The organism is Polyangium jinanense (genome assembly GCF_028435365.1).
In genome coordinates this window covers 1096980-1111967 of record NZ_JAGTJJ010000001.1, presented here as the reverse complement: position 1 = coordinate 1111967, position 14988 = coordinate 1096980, and the positions used below count along the sequence as shown (strand labels likewise).

The 14988-nt window shown below is 66.4% G+C and carries 11 protein-coding genes; 3 read left to right on the top strand and 8 right to left on the bottom strand.

Going from position 1 to position 14988, the window contains the following annotated elements:
• Nucleotides 1–5 precede the first annotated feature (5 nt).
• The 7 genes from KEG57_RS04635 to KEG57_RS04605 all read right to left on the bottom strand — a co-directional run bounded on the left by KEG57_RS04635 (nucleotide 6) and on the right by KEG57_RS04605 (nucleotide 8901).
• Nucleotides 6–866 (bottom strand): DUF4123 domain-containing protein, encoded by an 861-nt coding sequence (locus tag KEG57_RS04635; protein WP_272458174.1) that lies wholly within the window; start codon nucleotides 864–866, stop codon nucleotides 6–8.
• Nucleotides 863–1225 (bottom strand): PAAR domain-containing protein, encoded by a 363-nt coding sequence (locus tag KEG57_RS04630; protein WP_272417787.1) that lies wholly within the window; start codon nucleotides 1223–1225, stop codon nucleotides 863–865. Before KEG57_RS04630 ends, KEG57_RS04635 begins: the two co-directional genes overlap by 4 nt.
• Before the next feature lie 14 nt (nucleotides 1226–1239).
• A complete protein-coding gene (locus tag KEG57_RS04625) occupies nucleotides 1240–3324 on the bottom strand; it encodes a type VI secretion system Vgr family protein (protein WP_272417788.1) in 2085 nt (694 codons plus the stop codon).
• Between the two features lie 134 nt (nucleotides 3325–3458).
• Nucleotides 3459–5567, bottom strand: a complete 2109-nt coding sequence (locus KEG57_RS04620) for a type VI secretion system Vgr family protein (RefSeq protein ID WP_272458173.1) — start codon at nucleotides 5565–5567, stop codon at nucleotides 3459–3461.
• An 18-nt stretch (nucleotides 5568–5585) separates the two neighbouring features.
• Entirely contained in the window at nucleotides 5586–6443 is an 858-nt protein-coding gene (locus KEG57_RS04615) for a DUF4123 domain-containing protein (protein WP_272417790.1), read from the bottom strand.
• A complete protein-coding gene (locus KEG57_RS04610) occupies nucleotides 6440–6802 on the bottom strand; it encodes a PAAR domain-containing protein (RefSeq protein WP_272417791.1) in 363 nt (120 codons plus the stop codon). Before KEG57_RS04610 ends, KEG57_RS04615 begins: the two co-directional genes overlap by 4 nt.
• A gap of 14 nt (nucleotides 6803–6816) precedes the next feature.
• On the bottom strand, nucleotides 6817–8901 hold the full coding sequence (locus tag KEG57_RS04605; protein WP_272417792.1) for a type VI secretion system Vgr family protein: 2085 nt from the start codon (nucleotides 8899–8901) through the stop codon (nucleotides 6817–6819).
• A 98-nt stretch (nucleotides 8902–8999) separates the two neighbouring features.
• Here KEG57_RS04605 and KEG57_RS04600 point away from each other — a divergent pair, with 98 nt between their 5' ends.
• On the top strand, nucleotides 9000–10220 hold the full coding sequence (locus KEG57_RS04600; RefSeq protein ID WP_272417793.1) for a hypothetical protein: 1221 nt from the start codon (nucleotides 9000–9002) through the stop codon (nucleotides 10218–10220).
• Nucleotides 10221–10227: 7 nt separating this feature from the next.
• Here KEG57_RS04600 and KEG57_RS04595 read toward each other — a convergent pair whose 3' ends face one another.
• Nucleotides 10228–10428, bottom strand: a complete 201-nt coding sequence (locus KEG57_RS04595) for a hypothetical protein (protein WP_272417794.1) — start codon at nucleotides 10426–10428, stop codon at nucleotides 10228–10230.
• Nucleotides 10429–11515: 1087 nt separating this feature from the next.
• Between KEG57_RS04595 and KEG57_RS04590 the strand changes: the two genes are divergently transcribed.
• Nucleotides 11516–11824 carry a hypothetical protein gene (locus KEG57_RS04590; RefSeq protein WP_272417796.1) on the top strand — a complete coding sequence of 103 codons (309 nt, stop codon included), beginning with the start codon at nucleotides 11516–11518 and terminating at the stop codon, nucleotides 11822–11824.
• A gap of 135 nt (nucleotides 11825–11959) precedes the next feature.
• Nucleotides 11960–14944, top strand: a complete 2985-nt coding sequence (locus tag KEG57_RS04585; RefSeq protein WP_272458172.1) for a hypothetical protein — start codon at nucleotides 11960–11962, stop codon at nucleotides 14942–14944.
• The last annotated feature ends 44 nt before the right edge of the window (nucleotides 14945–14988 follow it).

Sequence of the window (14988 nt, the reverse complement as noted above, 5' to 3'; positions counted from 1 at the left end):
CCGAATCAGTGAGGCCTTACGAGCGCCGAGATCGAGAGGTCCTCTTCCTCGACGAAGATTTCCTCCATGCCGGCCGAGAACTCCTGGCGTTGCGCGGGGCTGCAGGTCGGCCAGAAGACGCGGAACACGCCCGGATCGTAGAAACGGAAGTAGACCTTCTCGTTCGTCGATTCGAGGGTCACCATCAAGAAGCGCCGCCAGTGCCGCCGCACCTCCACGAACTTGTCGTAGCTCGTGCAGAAGATGCCCCAGCGGTTGCCGAAACCCTCGGCGAGGAGACGGTCGAGCAGCGCCGAGTCCTTGCGGAACGGGCCCACGAGATACGGCGCGACGTCTTCGAGCGTCTCACCCTGCAGGCCGTCGTAGAGCGATTGATGCGGCTCGACACCCTCGCGCAGCACTTCGAGGATCCGGCGGTCACGCGCGCCGTCGACGACGGCATAAAGCGGCGCCTTCGCCGCCTCCGCGCGCAAACGCTCGCACGCACGCGCCGCCGCCTCGATGCGCGCTTCTTCGTCCTCGGGTGAACGTTCGAGCTTTCGCCGCGGCGGCTTCGTCTTGCCCTCGACGTACACCAGGAAATCGGTCTCGCCCGCCTGAATCCAGCCGCCGTGCGGGACTTCGCCCTGCGTGGTGGCCTGGCCGCCGAGGCGCGTCCCGCCCTGGCTGCTGAGGTCACGCAAGAGGCACGACGCGCCGTCCCATTGCAGCTCGAAATGCGTGCCCGACATCTGCCCGTCGTGCGCGATGACGAGGTCCGCGAGCTCGGTGCGGCCGACCTTCAGCGCGTGACCCGCCTCGACGGCCTTTTTCGTGCCGGCGAGCTTGCCATAACGCACCTCGACGATGAGCCGAGGCTCCGTCACGACCCGTCCCTCCCGGCCTTCTGCCGCGCGGCGCGCTCGGCGGCCTTCCTGGCGCAGTCCTCGCAGAAAGGTTTGTCCGTCTGGAGGACGGCCATCGGATTGGAGCCGATGATGACGGTTGGGCACCCCGACGCGATCGTTCCGCCGTGGTTCGTGGGGTCGCCTTTTCGCGCGGCGTCCTTCCCGCCGATGATGACGGTGGGCTCGCCGGCTGAAATGGCCGCGCCGCAAGCCTCGGCGTCGCCGACGCGCGCCTGGGGCTGAAAGCCGACGATGACCGTGCCCTCGCCCTCCACGATGACATTCGGCGGATGAATCCCGCAGTTGTGGCGATCCGTGATTCGTGCGGCAGGAGGCATCTTCGTGGCTCCTTTTATTGCGCGATGAGCGTCTTGCTCACGTCGTCGACGACCGCCTCGATCGCCTCGTCCGGCTTCTCCGGCGACGCGCCCGAGCCCTGGCCCGCCGCGCCGCCGCTGTTGATGTAGACCTTCGTGCCGCGGATCGTGACGCCGCTGCCGTCGATGCGGATGAACCCGCCCGGGCCCTTCAGCGTGAGATCCTCGGCCTCGATCACGAGCGCCGTGCCCGCCTTGATGTGGAGCTCCTTCGACACCGCGAGCGCGTGGTTCTCGCCGATGAGCTCGTGCCGATCGCCCTTCACTTCGAGCGACTGATTGCCCTCGATGCGCTGGTTGCGCTTGCCCTGCACGTGCAGGTGGCTGTTGCCCTCGACGCGCTCGCGTTTGTCCTGCTTGATGACGATGTCCTGGTCCTTGCCGACGAACACCTTGACGAAGCCGATCGTCTTGTCCTGCTCGTCGTTCGAGACGAGCTTCTGCCGATCGTGGCCGATCGTGATCGTCTCGTCGTTCTTGACCAGCCTGCGCCGGTTCTTTTGCGCCTGCTCCCAGACGAGCTCCTGGCCCTTGAGATCCTCGAACATGATCTCGTTGAAGCCGTTGCCGCCGAGCGACGTATCGCTCTTCCACGTCGAGCGCGTCTTGTTGTCCGGCAGCTTGTACGGTACGGCCTGCTTCGCGTTGTAGACGCGGCCCACGATGATCGGCTGATCCGGATCGCCGTCGAGGAAGCCGACCATCACCTCGTGCCCGATGCGCGGGATCACGATCATGCCGTACCCCGTGCCCGCCCAGCCCTGGCTCACGCGGATCCAGCAGGAGCTATTGTCGTCGTTTTTCCCCTCGCGATCCCAGGGGAACTGCACGCGCACACGGCCGAACTCGTCGGTGTGGATCTCCTGGCCGGATGGACCCACCACGACCGCGCTCTGCACGCCCTCGACCTTCGGCTTCGACGTCTTCTGCTGCGGCCTGTAGGGCGCGTCCGTGAACACGGCTTGCCCCGACATGCTCCACTCCTCGCCTGGCGTGCCCTCGACCGTGAACTCCGTCACGAGCAGGCGTTTGTCGTCGCCGAGCTCGGCGTGCGGGTGTTTGTCGACGGAGAAGATTTGCCCCGGCCAGAGATCGATCGTGTTCGTCTCGAAGGCGATCGTGCGCTTGTCCGCGCGCGTGCCACCGAGCATGCGGTCCGCGCGGTCCTTGCCGAACCCTTGATCGTAGCGCGCCGTGCCCTTGTCGTCCGCGGTCGGCGTGCCGCCGCCGCCCTTGCCGTTCTCGACGAGCGTGGCGCCCGGCTGATAATGATACTGCTCGTACTTGGCCTCGGGGCCCTCGGCCTTCGGCGACTCGCCGAAGAGCGCGAACATCGGATTGCGGAAATCGTAGTCGCGAATCGTGTGCGCGCCCGGCCGGACGAGGTGCGTGAGGCGGACCTTCGAGAGGTACTCCTTCTCGGACTCGCGGTTCGGGTTGTCCACGTAGGGCAGGGCGCCGCCGGGCCGCGCGGGGTTCGCTTCGAGGCGATCACTCAGCGTGAGCTTCGAGCCCTTCGCGTCGTCGTCCGGGAACGTGTACGAGATGCCCGCCTCTTCGAGCAGGCGGCTCACGAAGGCGAAATCGGTCTCGCCGTACTGCACCTTGTACTCGAGCTTCGGGTAGCGGCCCCGATCGATCTCCCACTTCGACTCGACGTTCCACTCGCCGAGCAGACGATCGACGATGTCGGGGATCGAGAGGTGCTGGTAGATGCGATACCCGCGCCGCTGCGTGAGCAGCCACAAGGTCGGCACGATGCGGAGCGAATACGTCGACAGCTCCTTGCCTTGGCCGCCCGGCTGCACCGCGTGCACCTGCTCGATCGAGCTCACCACGCCCGTCCAGAGCCGCGCGCCGCCGAGGCGCGCGTACTGCCAGCCGCTCACGACGCGGAGGCTCGCTGGCTGCCCGACGATCGCTTCGAGATCGATCGAAGGGCTCTCCGAACGCGCCATCACGTTCACGCTGAACAAGCTCGAGACGCTCTCTTGCACCGAGAAGTGGCGCACCGACAACGACGTCTCACCACTAGCGAACGATAGCTCCAAGATCGGCATGGAAGCCGCCTCCTCGACGTGACGTGACCGCCAGGACCAATGCGCGTACTGTCCGAATTTTGGCACCGGCACCCTAAACCGGCTTCGCGGTCGGGCTCAAGATCAAAATGGGCGCAAAAACGTGTCGCTCTGCGTCAATGCTGGCAGCTCGCCTCTTCTTCGTCGCCGAGCTGGCCGGACCCTTCGCCGAGGCCCTCGTCGAGCTTGGGGCCCGTCTGCTCGCCGAACGCGGGCGCCTCGGCCTTCGCGCCGCGGCCCTTGCCGGGGGATCCGCGCTCGTTGATCCACACCATCGTGCCCGAAATGGTAATGCCGCCCCCGTCAATACGGAGGAAGCCGCCGGGCCCCTTCACGGTCGCGTCGCCGCCACCCTCGCCGACCCAGTTTTCGCCGGCCACGTGGTGCACGTCGCTCCCCGCGCGCAGCGCAAGGCTTCCATTGACCTTCTCCTGGAGGTCTTTTTTCACCGTCAGTGAATGCTTGCCTGTGACTTCCTCACGTCGGCTGCCTTTCACCACGAGGTGAGCGTTTTTCTCGATCCATTCGTGCTTGTTCGTTTTCGTGACCGCATCGAGATTCTTACCGACCCAAAGCTTTTGGTTGCCCTCGATACGCTCGTTCTCGTCGTTCTTCACGAGCTTCGTCCGGTCGTGAACGATCGTGGAGAACTCGTCGTTTTCGACCTTGCGCCGGCGGTCTTTTTGCGCCTGTTGCCAGACGAGCTCCTTCTCGGCGAGGTCCTCGAACATGATCTCGTTGAAGCCGCCGCCGCCGAGCGAGGTGTCGCTCTTCCACGTGCTGCGCGTCTTGTGCTGCGGCAGCTTGTACGGGACCTGCTGGATGGCATTGAAGACGCGGCCGACCACCTCGGGCTGATCGGGGTCGCCTTCGAGGAAGACGACGAGCACCTCCTGGCCGACGCGCGGGAGGTTCAGCATTCCATACCCGAGCCCGCCCCAGCCCTGGTTCACGTGGATCCAGCAAGAGCTGTCGTCGTCGCGTTTGCCCTCGCGATCCCAGGGGAACTGGACGCGGACGCGGCCGTATTCGTCGGTGTGGATCTCCTGGCCCGCGGGGCCGACGACGGTCGCGCTCTGCACGCCGTGGAGGAGCGGCTTCGGGGTCTTCTTCGGCGGGCGGTATTTGTAATCGGTGAAGAAGGCGCGCGCGCTCATCTCGAACTCGCCTGTGTCGGAGCCGGAGAGCTTGCTCTCGACGACGACGAGCGAGCGGCCCTCGGAGAGCTCCGGGTGCGGGTGGCGCGCGATCGAGAAGACGACGCCGGGCGAGAGGTCGAGCGTGTTGCCTTCGAGGGTGACGTCGCGGTGATCGGCGCGCGCGGCTTCGAGCGTGTGGCGGGCGAGGCCGTAGCCGTACGTATGATCGTGCCGGGCAAACCCCTTGTCGTCGGCGACGGGCGTGAAGCCGGCCTTGCCCGTCTCGACGAGGAAGGAGCCGGCATCGTAATGGTACTGCTCGAGGGGTTTTTCCACGCCGGTGTGCGGCGCGGCGAGCGCGGTGAGCTCGAGCTCGGGGTGGCGCGGGTCGTAATCACGATACGCGACGGCGCCGGGACGCACGACGCGGCCGATGCCGACGTTCTTGACGTATTCTTTTTCGGCGGCGACGCTCGGGTTGTCGACGTACGGAATGGGCGGGCCTTTGCGCTTCGGGCCCGCTTCGAGCGCGTCGCTGAAGACGAGCCGGCCGCCGTCCTCGAAGACGAACGCGACGCCGGCCTCTTCCAGGAGGCGCGAGACGAAGTCGTAATCGGTCTCGGCGTACTGGACCTTGAACTCGAGCTTGGGATACGCGCCGCCGTCGATGCGCCACTCGCCGCTGATTCCGAATTCGCCGAGGACACGCTTGACGATGTCCGGGATCGAGAGGTGCTGGAAGATGCGATTGCCGCGGCGCTGGGTCAAAAGCCAGAGGTCGGGGACGATGCAGAGGACGTAGGTCGAGAGTCCATCCTCGGCGCTGACCTCCTGCAAAGCTTCGACCTGCTCCGCATAGGAGACGATGCCCGCGAGCGCGCGCGTGCCGCCGCCCGCGACGTGCTCGTAGCCAGCTTGCAAGCGGAAGGTGGCGGGCTTTCCGACAATGGAGGAGAAGTCGAGGCTATGGTCGCGCGAGCGGACGAGGAGCGTGACCGTGAAGAGCTCGGAGACGCCCTCATCCATGGAGAAATGACGGACGAAGAGCTCGTGTTCTCCGGCGACCTTCAAATCCAGGATGGCCATCGCAAAACTCCCAGTGCGTCAGCGCGGCAGGCGGAGGAGCGAGAGGTCCTTGCCCTCGACGAAGATGTCCCCGAGCGTGCCGTAAAGCTCGGTTCGTTGCGCGGCATTGCACGTCGGCCAGAAGACCCGCGCGACCCCGGGGTCGTAGAAACGGAAATAGACCTGCTCCCCGGTTTCGTCGAGCTCGACCATCAAGAAGCGCCGGAAATGGCGGCGCACCTCGACGAACTTCTCGTCGCTCGTGCAATAGATGCCCCAGCGCTTGCCGAAGCCCTCGCGCACGAGGCGATCGAGCAACGCGGAGTCGCGGCGCATCGGGCCCACGAGGTACGGCGCGACGTCCTCGAACGTCTCGCCCTGCGGACCGTCGTAAAGCGAGCGGTGCAGCTCGACGTGCTCGCGGACGAGGGCGAGGATGCGTCGATCCCGGGCCATGTCGAGGACGGCATAAAGAGGCTTGTCCCCGGCGAGCGAGCGCAGGGAGAAGAGCGCCTGTTCGGCCGCGAGGACACGCGCCTGTTCCCGCGCGAGCTCGTCCTCTTCGAGGAAGTCTACCGGCGGATTCGTCTTGCCCTCGACGTAGACCATGAAATCGGTCTCGCCCGCTTGAATCCAGCCGCCGTGCGGGACCTCGCCTTGCTCGACGGCCTGCCCGCCGAGGCGTGTGCCGCTCTGGCTGTGGAGGTCCCGCAAGGCGCAGCGCGCGCCGTCCCATTGCAGCTCGAAATGCGTGCCCGACATCTGCATGTCGTGCGCGATGACGAGGTCGGCGAGGTCGGTCCGGCCCACGCGCAAGCCGCGACCGGAATCGATCACGGTCTTCGTGCCGGCGAGCTTGCCATAACGCACCTCGACGATGAGCCGAGGCTCCGTCACGACCCGTCCCTCCCGGCCTTCTGCCGCGCCGCACGCTCGGCGGCCTTCTTGGCGCAGTCCTCGCAGAAAGGTTTGTCCGTCTGGAGGACTGCCATCGGATTGGAGCCGATGATCACGGTTGGGCAGCCCGACGCGATCGTGCCGCCGTGGTTCGTGGGGTCGCCTTTTCGCGCGGCGTCCTTTCCACCGATGATGACGGTGGGCTCGCCGGCCGAAATGGCCGCGCCGCAGGCCTCGGCGTCGCCGACGCGCGCCTGGGGCTGAAAGCCGACGATGACCGTGCCCTCGCCTTCCACGATGACGTTCGGCGGATGAATCCCGCAGTTGTGTCGATCCGTGATGCGCGCGGCAGGAGGCATCGCCCGGCTCCTTCCTATTGCCCGATCAGGGTCTTGCTCACGTCGTCCACGACCGCCTCGATCGCCTCGGCCGGCGCCTCGGGCGACGCGCCACGGCCTTCGCCGGGCGATCCGCCGCTGTTGATCCAGACCTTCTTGCCGCGGATCGTGACGCCGCCCGAATCGATGCGGATGAACCCGCCGGGGCCCTTCAGCGTGAGATCGCTGGCCGCCTCGATGACGATCGCCGATCCGGCCGCGACGTGGATGTCCTGCACGACCGCGAGCGCGTGGTTTTTCCCAACGACCTCGTGCCGGTCGCCCTGCACCACGAACGAGCGGTTGCCCTCGATGGCCGTGCTCTGCTTGCCCCACACGGCCAGGTGATCGTCACCCTCGACGCGCTCGCGTTTGTCCTGCTTGACGACGACGTCCTGGTCCTTGCCGACGTAGATCTTGAGGTTGCCGAGCGTCTTTTCCTGCTCGTCGTTCTGCACGAGCTTCTGACGATCGTGGCCGATCGTGATCGTCTCGTCGTTCTTGACGAGCCTGCGCCGGTTCTTCTGCGCGTGCTCCCAGACGAGCTCCTGATCCTTGAGATCCTCGAACATGATCTCGTTGAAGCCGTCGCCGCCCTGCGAGGTGTTCGTCTTCCACGCCGAGCGCGTCTTGTTCTCGGGCAGCTTGTACGGGACGGCCTGCTTCGCGTTGTAGACGCGGCCCACGACGATCGGCTGATCCGGATCGCCGTCGAGGAAGCCAACGAGGACCTCCTGCCCGACGCGCGGGATCACGATCATGCCGTACCCCGTGCCCGCCCAGCCCTGGCTCACGCGGATCCAGCACGAGCTGTCGTCGTCGTTCTGGCCGTCGCGATCCCAGGGGAACTGTACGCGCACGCGGCCGAACTCGTCGGTGTGGATCTCCTGGCCCGAAGGCCCGACCACACGCGCGCTCTGCACGCCCTCGACCTTGGGCTTCGGCGTCTTCTGCTGCGGCCTGTAGGGCGCGTCCGTGAACACGGCTTGCCCCGACATGTGCCACTCCTCGCCCGGCGTGCCGTCGACGGAGAAGCGCGTCACGAGCAGGCGCGTCTCGTCGCCGAGCAGCGCGTGCGGGTGCTTGTCGATGCGGAAGATCTGGCCCGGCCAGAGGTCGATCGTGTTCGTCTCGAACGAGGCCGCGCGCCGGTCGCTCCGCGCCCCGCCGAGCATCCGCGCCGCACGATCCTTGCCGTGCGACTCGACGTACCGCGCCGTGCCCTTGTCGTCCGCGACCGGCGTGCCGCCGCCCTTGCCGCCTTCGATCAGCGTGGCGCCGGGCTGGTAATGGTACTGCTCGTACTTGGCCTCGTTGCCTTCGGCGTTCTGGGCGTCGCCGAGGAGCGCGTAGCTCGGGTTGCGGAAATCGTAGTCGCGAATCACGTGCGCGCCGGGGCGCACGGCCTGCGAGAGGCGGACCTTGGAGACGTACTCTTTCTCGGACTCGCGGTTCGGGTTGTCGACGTACGGAAGCGCCGGGCCCGGGCGGAGCGGGTTCGCTTCGAGGCTGTCGCCGAGCGTGAGCTTCGAGCCCTTCGCGTCGTCGTCGGGGAACGTGTACGAGATGCCCGCTTCTTCGAGCAGGCGGCTCACGAACGCGAAGTCGCTCTCGCCGTACTGGACCTTGTACTCGAGCTTGGGATAACGGCCGCGATCGACGGCCCAGGTGCGCTCGAGGCTCCACTCGTCGAGGACACGATCGACGATGTCGGGGATGGAGAGGTGCTGGAAGATCTTGTAGTTGCGGCGCTGGGTGAGGAGCCACAACGTGGGGACGATCGTGAGCGAATAGGTGGAGAGCTCCTTGCCCTGTCCCCCGGGCTGGACGGCGTGCACCTGCTCGATCGAGTTGACGATGCCCGACCAGAGGCGAGCGCCGCCGAGGCGGGCGTAGAGCCAGCCGCTGACGACGCGCAGGCTCGCGGGCTTGCCGATGATCGCTTCGAGGTCGATGCCGGGGCTCTCGGACCGAGCCATCACGGACACGGTGAACAAGCTCGAGACGGCCTCCTGCACCGCGAAGTGGCGCACGGACAAGGACGTCTCTCCACACGCGAACGAAAGCTCGAGAATCGGCATGAAAGCCGCCTCCTGGGGGGCCATGACTCTAAAGCGGCCCTTTCCTGGAAGACAAGCGTAAACTGCGACGCGGCTCGCGGCGGCGTCGCTCGGGCCACGTGGATGTGGTATCCACGAGCGTGCCCTCGTTCCTCGAGCGCTACGTCGATCCGGTGCCCATTCGATCGCGCAGCGCGTACAACGTCGTCGCAGCGAGGCGCGCGGACGATGGCGGGCGCTGCACGGTGGTGCTCCCTGGAGCATCCGCGAATCCGAGGCGGATCGGCGAGGCGCTCGCCGAGGTGGAGCGCACGCACGCGCTTCTCGATCACCCGCGGATCCCGAAGGTCGCCTTTCGCGGCGAGGCGCAGGGGACGCCATTCCTCGAGCTCGCCTGCGACGCTGTCGTCGACGGTCAGGACGTGGTGCGGGCGATGGCCGATTCAACGCAAAAAATCCCCTATGGCGCGGCCGACGGGTTCATCGTGGGGCTGCGCACGGCGATGCAGGCCGCGCACGCGCAGCGTGACCCGCGCACGGGCGGGCCGATCTGCCTCGGCCGCATTTCTACAGGCAATGTGCTGTTCAACGCCGAGGGCCGTTTCTTCCTCGTAGGATTCGGCAGGAACTTCCCGGTCGAGAAGGACGACGGGACGAGCGACGGCACCCTCACGCCGTATCAAGCGCCCGAGCTCGCAATGCAGGGGAGCGCGTCGCCGATGGGCGATTACGTGGCGCTCGTGCTTTTCATGCGCTCGCTGATGCCTTACGTGGACATCTCGGACGCCGTGGGTCGCATCGTGCGGGGCGAGCTCCAGCCGTCGGACGCGGAGCTCGTCGATTGCTTGCGCTGGGTGGAGCAACGCGTGCTCGGCGAGCTGCCAGCGCTCAGGGCGAGCATGGAGGAGGCGATCGAGGTGGCCGACCGCATCCGCGCCTGCGTGGGCGCCGTGCCGGAGCCGGAGGCCTTCGAGGCGCACGTCGCCGCGCTGATCGGGCGGGGCGGAGCGCGGACGGGCGCGGAGCTCATGCTCACGCTCGGACAGGACGCGGCCTGGGTGGCGGGATCGGATGGAGAGCGGCGCCGGCTCGGCCGGGCGCAGCGGCGCATTTTGCTGGCGCTCGTGGAGAAGCAAAAGGCGGGGTCGGGCGAGCCGCTCACGATGTGGGAGCTGCTCGAAGCGGGGTGGCCCGGCGAGCGGCCGAGCTTCGAGGTGGGCGCGAACCGGGTGTACGTGGCGCTCACCCGGCTCAGGCATTTCGGGCTGCGTGAGGTGATCGAGCGATTCGAGGACGGCTATCGGCTGGCGCCGAAGGCCATGGTGCGCGTCGTCGATTGAGGCGCCGTCAAGGCGCGGGCTCTTTCACCACCGGCTCGGGGTCGAGCGGATCGACGGGATCTAGCGTGCCCGTCCCCGGGTCCGTGGCGGCCGCCGGCGGGCATCTCGGGGGCTGGTCGCCGCCGGCGCCGCTCCATCCGCACGATTTGCACTGCACCCAGCCGATCGAGCCGTAAGGTCCCTTGATTGCTTCCACGTCGTGAGCCATGGGGCATTCTCCTTCGAGGTCCGGTGAACCTCTCTCGAAAGGATCGATATCACCCTGCGGCTCGGTGGTGTCCTTACAGGTCCTTTCAATCGAACGATACGCACCTTACCCGTGGGATTGGGGCGGGGGTGGGGTCGGTGTTTCGTGAGGCGAGGGGCGGGTATGGCGGGGAGGGATTGGGCGTCGGGGGCAGGTTTGAGCGGGGTGGATGGGAGGAGGGATCAGGCTGGATTGGGGAGCTGGTGGATGTCGGTGCGGAGAGGAGTGGGCGTGGGGGTGAGGGAAAGGGGTCTCGGGGGGAAGAGGGGCGGGACTGGGGGCGGCGGTAGGTGAGGGGGTCGAGGGGAGAGGTGCGAGAGGTCACGGGGGGAGGCGTGGACATGTCCGGGCGAATTCGGACAGTTTTGGGAGATGGTTCGGAGTGGATGCGCGGCCAGGTGACAGTGGGTCGCGGGGGGGTGCGACTGTCTTGGAGGTGTGGTGCGACTGTCTTGGAGGTGTGGTGCGACTGTCTTGGAGGTGTGGTGCGACTGTCTTGGAGGTGTGGTGCGACTGGTGCGCGACGTCCCCCGAACACGCGCGCACGGTCCGGCGGACGGAGCGACAAGGAAGCCCCCGCCGGTCCGGTCATCGACGCGCCGCCGAGCGAACCCATGTAGCCCTGCGTGCCCGGCAGGCTTTGCCGGGGAGGGGGAGGCATGGGTCGAGGTGGCAAGCGCTGGTTCCATCCGGCGCGGATGAATGACCTCGGCGCTAGAGTACGCGCACAATGAAGCACTCGCCCCAGGAGTTGATCGAGCTCGCTCGCCAGTACTATCCCGGAATCGGCATCTCGCCTAGCGAGCGCGAATATAGGCAGACAGCGGAACATCGACGGCTGATCGAACGGCGCAGACAGGCCATCACAGGCGCGGAATACGAGGTCTGGCGCGGCCTGCTCCGCCGCCTCCGGGACCGGTTCCCGGAATGCGACGTAGAGAACGCGTTTCCGCATTTTTGGGGGGCAGGACCGGTCGGGGCTCACGTGGGGGGCATCCGTCTCCCCACGTGAGCCCGGGACGTTGGTTTTCACTCGCTCGCCTTCGGGGTGAGCTTTCTCGTACCCTACTACGTCCTTCATAGCTATCGCTATCTCTTCTTCGACGAGCCGGACGGCCACGGCAATCTCTTCCCACCGGCGGAGCGGCGTATCGAGCTCACACCCGAGGAGCAACCCTATGCGGATGGGATCGCACAGGAAATCGCAGTCGCGTATCCCGGGTACGAGCTCATGCCGCCCGAAATCGGTCATGTCGTCGTTCCGGACGTTCAACACCCGTCGAAATGGGCAGGTGAGGCCACGATCTACGATTGCCTGATCGACGAGCTGACGCTCCCACCCAAAAAGGACGCATGAGCTGATCAGCCCACGCTGCAGCCTTCGCGCAAGGCTGTTCTTGACGTTCGGGTGCAGTTTGTCTTACCTACGCCAAGCGTCGCCGTAACCCGCGGTCCGACCCCGGCCCCTTCGACCCACCCCCCATCGAAAACCATGCTCACTGCCCGCCAGATCGAAGAGATTGCCTTGCGGTTCCTCCCGTTCGAGCACGACGGGGTCACCTTCGGGTTCAGGAGCCTTTTTTATCAAGACAAGTCGCCATCCGACGACATCGAGATCGAAGGCGATACCCTCACCCTGACCTACATGCTCGTGATAAGAATGCCCGATGGCAGCATCTCCGACGTCATGGAGTTTGCGAGGACGTACGACCTGACGAAGCTCACCGAGGAGCGCTGGGTGGCCTATCTGGAGGGCTTCCGGCGGGCGTTTCCCTCCCTCGAGCACGACCCCGGCGTGGCGCGTGAGGAGGCGTTCGACGATCCGGCGAACGTGACGGCGGACGATTTCGAGCGGGCGTTCCTGACGCCTGATCCCGAGGACGAGGACGACCGGACGTTCCTCGAGAAGACCGAGGAGGGCTACCAGGCCTACCTGCAGAAGGCGCGGCCCAAGGGCAAAGAAGACGCCCGGCGCCGGCGCGCCGAAGCCGTCGACCAATGCATGGCTCGCCACGCGGAGGTGGCGGCCCGGGTCGAGCAGACCTACGGGCTCCTCCTGCCCAAGCATGCGGCGCTGACCTGGGCTTTTTTCTCCAGCCTCTCTCCGTATGAGTGGCGGGCACCAGCCCAGCGCCTCGGCATCGGCCCCTATACGGTGTCCTCGGGGGTGCTCAGCTTCTATTCGGAGCGCGCTTTCCAGCGGCCGCTCAAGGAGGGCTTCGAGCCGCAGATGCACTTCGTTGCTCCGGCCTTCCCGCCCGAGGCCCTGATCATGTTCCTCGGGGACTTCCACGCGTTCGCGCTCTTTTATGACGATCCGGCCTACCTTCCCAGCGGCGCGGTCATTTACGACATGGAAGACAAGTCCCGTTGGATGGGAGAGACCTTCCTCGACTTCTTCCGGGACTGGGCCCGTGAGCTCATCAAGTACCCCTGGACTCTGAGGGGCGAGGACGGGAAGATCGACGAAACCACGTTCTTCAACGTCCGCTTGTTCCTGGAGGCGCTCGAGGAGTTCGAGGAGTATACCGAGCAGGTCCGCGAGGAAGATCGCGCCCGGATGCGCTGGCCTTACAGCGAACGCGCGCAGATGGCGGAGCATCGCTCGGGGGTCGGCATTTGCACCGACCTGGGGGACGGCGCGGGCTTCGAGATTCCGTCGGACATCCATGCCGCCGAATCCCAGGAGGCCGTCACGCAGGCGGTCGCGCGCGCCAGGCAGCTCCTCGCGGAAGGAGATCCGCGATATGCATTGGCGCTCGGCCGGGAGCTCCATTGCGCCTGCGGCGTCCCGGATCGGCAGAACTTCTCCACCCTCTGGCAGGCCGAGGCGCTTTCGTTGATGGTGGCCGCGTACGAGGCGCTCGGGCGAGGTGCGCTCGCGCGCAAGGCGGAGGTCCACCACGCGAATCGTGGGATCTTCATGAAGGACGCCTACAAGGACGCAGATCCCGCCACCGAGCCGCTGGGGCTCGAGTTTGCCGTGTCGCTTGCGGGAGACTACTTTCCCTTCCTGATCCAGCGCGGCGAATACAAGCTGGGATTCGAGACCGCGGACGGACAGGCCGCGGATCCGAGCGACTGTATCCAGCTCCAGGATGGAATCCTTACCATGACCCTGGCCTTCACCCACACGGATCCCGAGGACGATTCGGCCGTGGGGTTCTTCGTTACCGCGCAGTACGACGTGAAGAACGTCTCCGTGCAGCGCTTTCACTCGTTCCTCGCCGGGTGGCAGAAGGGGTTCCCGGACATCGCGAGGCGCTGGAAGCCGTGCATCGACCGCCTTCGAGCGGAGGAAGACGCGGGTCAGGAGGTCATCGACGCGATGGACATCCGTGACATGTGGAGCGACTACGCGCTGGCCAATGAAGCGAATACCACCGAGGAGGACTTCGCGTGGGCCATCCGGGACGGTCTCCAGAACGGCGGCAGAAACAAGGAGCAGCAATACAGGGCCTATCTGGAGGCCGAGCACCCTTCGGACGCGGAGCAGGACAAGCGTCGTTGGGCCGCCGCGCTGGAGACCGCCCTTTTGCGCTTCCCGGCGGTCGCGGCGCGGGTGGAGAAGACGTACGGGCTGCGGCTGCCCAAACATGTCGCGCTCGCGTGGGCCTATTTCTCGAGCCTGCAGGAATCCGAGGCGCGTGGTTTCCGGGAGCTGTTCAGCATCGACCCCGCGGGCGTGATGGAGCTATTCGAAGACGGCGGGCTCGATCGAAAGGTCAAGGAGGGCTTCGACGAGCGACTGCACCAGGTCCAGCCGTGCGATGCCCCCGAGTACCTGCTCGTCGCGGCAGCCGGTTCCGACCATCGGCTCGCCCTGGTGTACGACGATCCGTCCTGTACGCCGAGCGGCTTGATGCTCGTCGATAATAGCTTGCACTTCCAGGTTTGGCGCGGGGAGACGCTGCTGGACCAGATCCGCGCGTGGGCGAACGGCGTCCTCGAAGACAAGGTGGGCGCATTCCACTGCCGAAAGGACCAGATGCTCCTGGCGCGGCGGCTGCTCGAGGTGCTGGATGGGTTCGCGGAGCACGAAGCGCGAATTCGACGGGAGGACCGCGCCGCCATGCGCTGGTCCTACGAGGAGCGGAGCGCGGTGGACCCTAAGATGGGTATCTTCGGCATCCGGACCGACCAGGGAGATGCCCAAGGAATGGAGCTCGAAGGCGCGCTGGCGAAGTACCAGGATGCGGAGGACGAGGTCCAAGCAAAGCTGCCGAGCTGGATTGCGCGCGCCAAGCGAGAGCTCGCGGACGGAGATCCTCGTTATGCGCTGACGCTCGGGCGGGAATTACACGCCTCCTATCCCTGGCCTCCCCAGGACGAGCGCCCCCCGCTTTGGCAAGCCGAGGCCCTGGAACTGATGGTCGCAGGGTATGAGGCCCTCGGACGGCACGCCCTGGCGCGTCGGGTGGAGGCCCACCACGCCCATCGGTCCCTGTTCGACGAGAGCGCATTCGAGGACGGCTGAATCTCGCCACGGAGCGCGATCCGAGCATCGACGCGACGCCGAGC

Coding starts and splice junctions, on each gene's coding strand:
- KEG57_RS04620 (WP_272458173.1), bottom strand. CDS start 5,567: ATGGCCATCCTGGATTTGAAGGTCGCCGGAGAACACGAGCTCTTCGTC.
- KEG57_RS04605 (WP_272417792.1), bottom strand. CDS start 8,901: ATGCCGATTCTCGAGCTTTCGTTCGCGTGTGGAGAGACGTCCTTGTCC.
- KEG57_RS04625 (WP_272417788.1), bottom strand. CDS start 3,324: ATGCCGATCTTGGAGCTATCGTTCGCTAGTGGTGAGACGTCGTTGTCG.
- KEG57_RS04595 (WP_272417794.1), bottom strand. CDS start 10,428: ATGGCTCACGACGTGGAAGCAATCAAGGGACCTTACGGCTCGATCGGC.
- KEG57_RS04630 (WP_272417787.1), bottom strand. CDS start 1,225: ATGCCTCCTGCCGCACGAATCACGGATCGCCACAACTGCGGGATTCAT.
- KEG57_RS04585 (WP_272458172.1), top strand. CDS start 11,960: ATGCTCACTGCCCGCCAGATCGAAGAGATTGCCTTGCGGTTCCTCCCG.
- KEG57_RS04610 (WP_272417791.1), bottom strand. CDS start 6,802: ATGCCTCCTGCCGCGCGCATCACGGATCGACACAACTGCGGGATTCAT.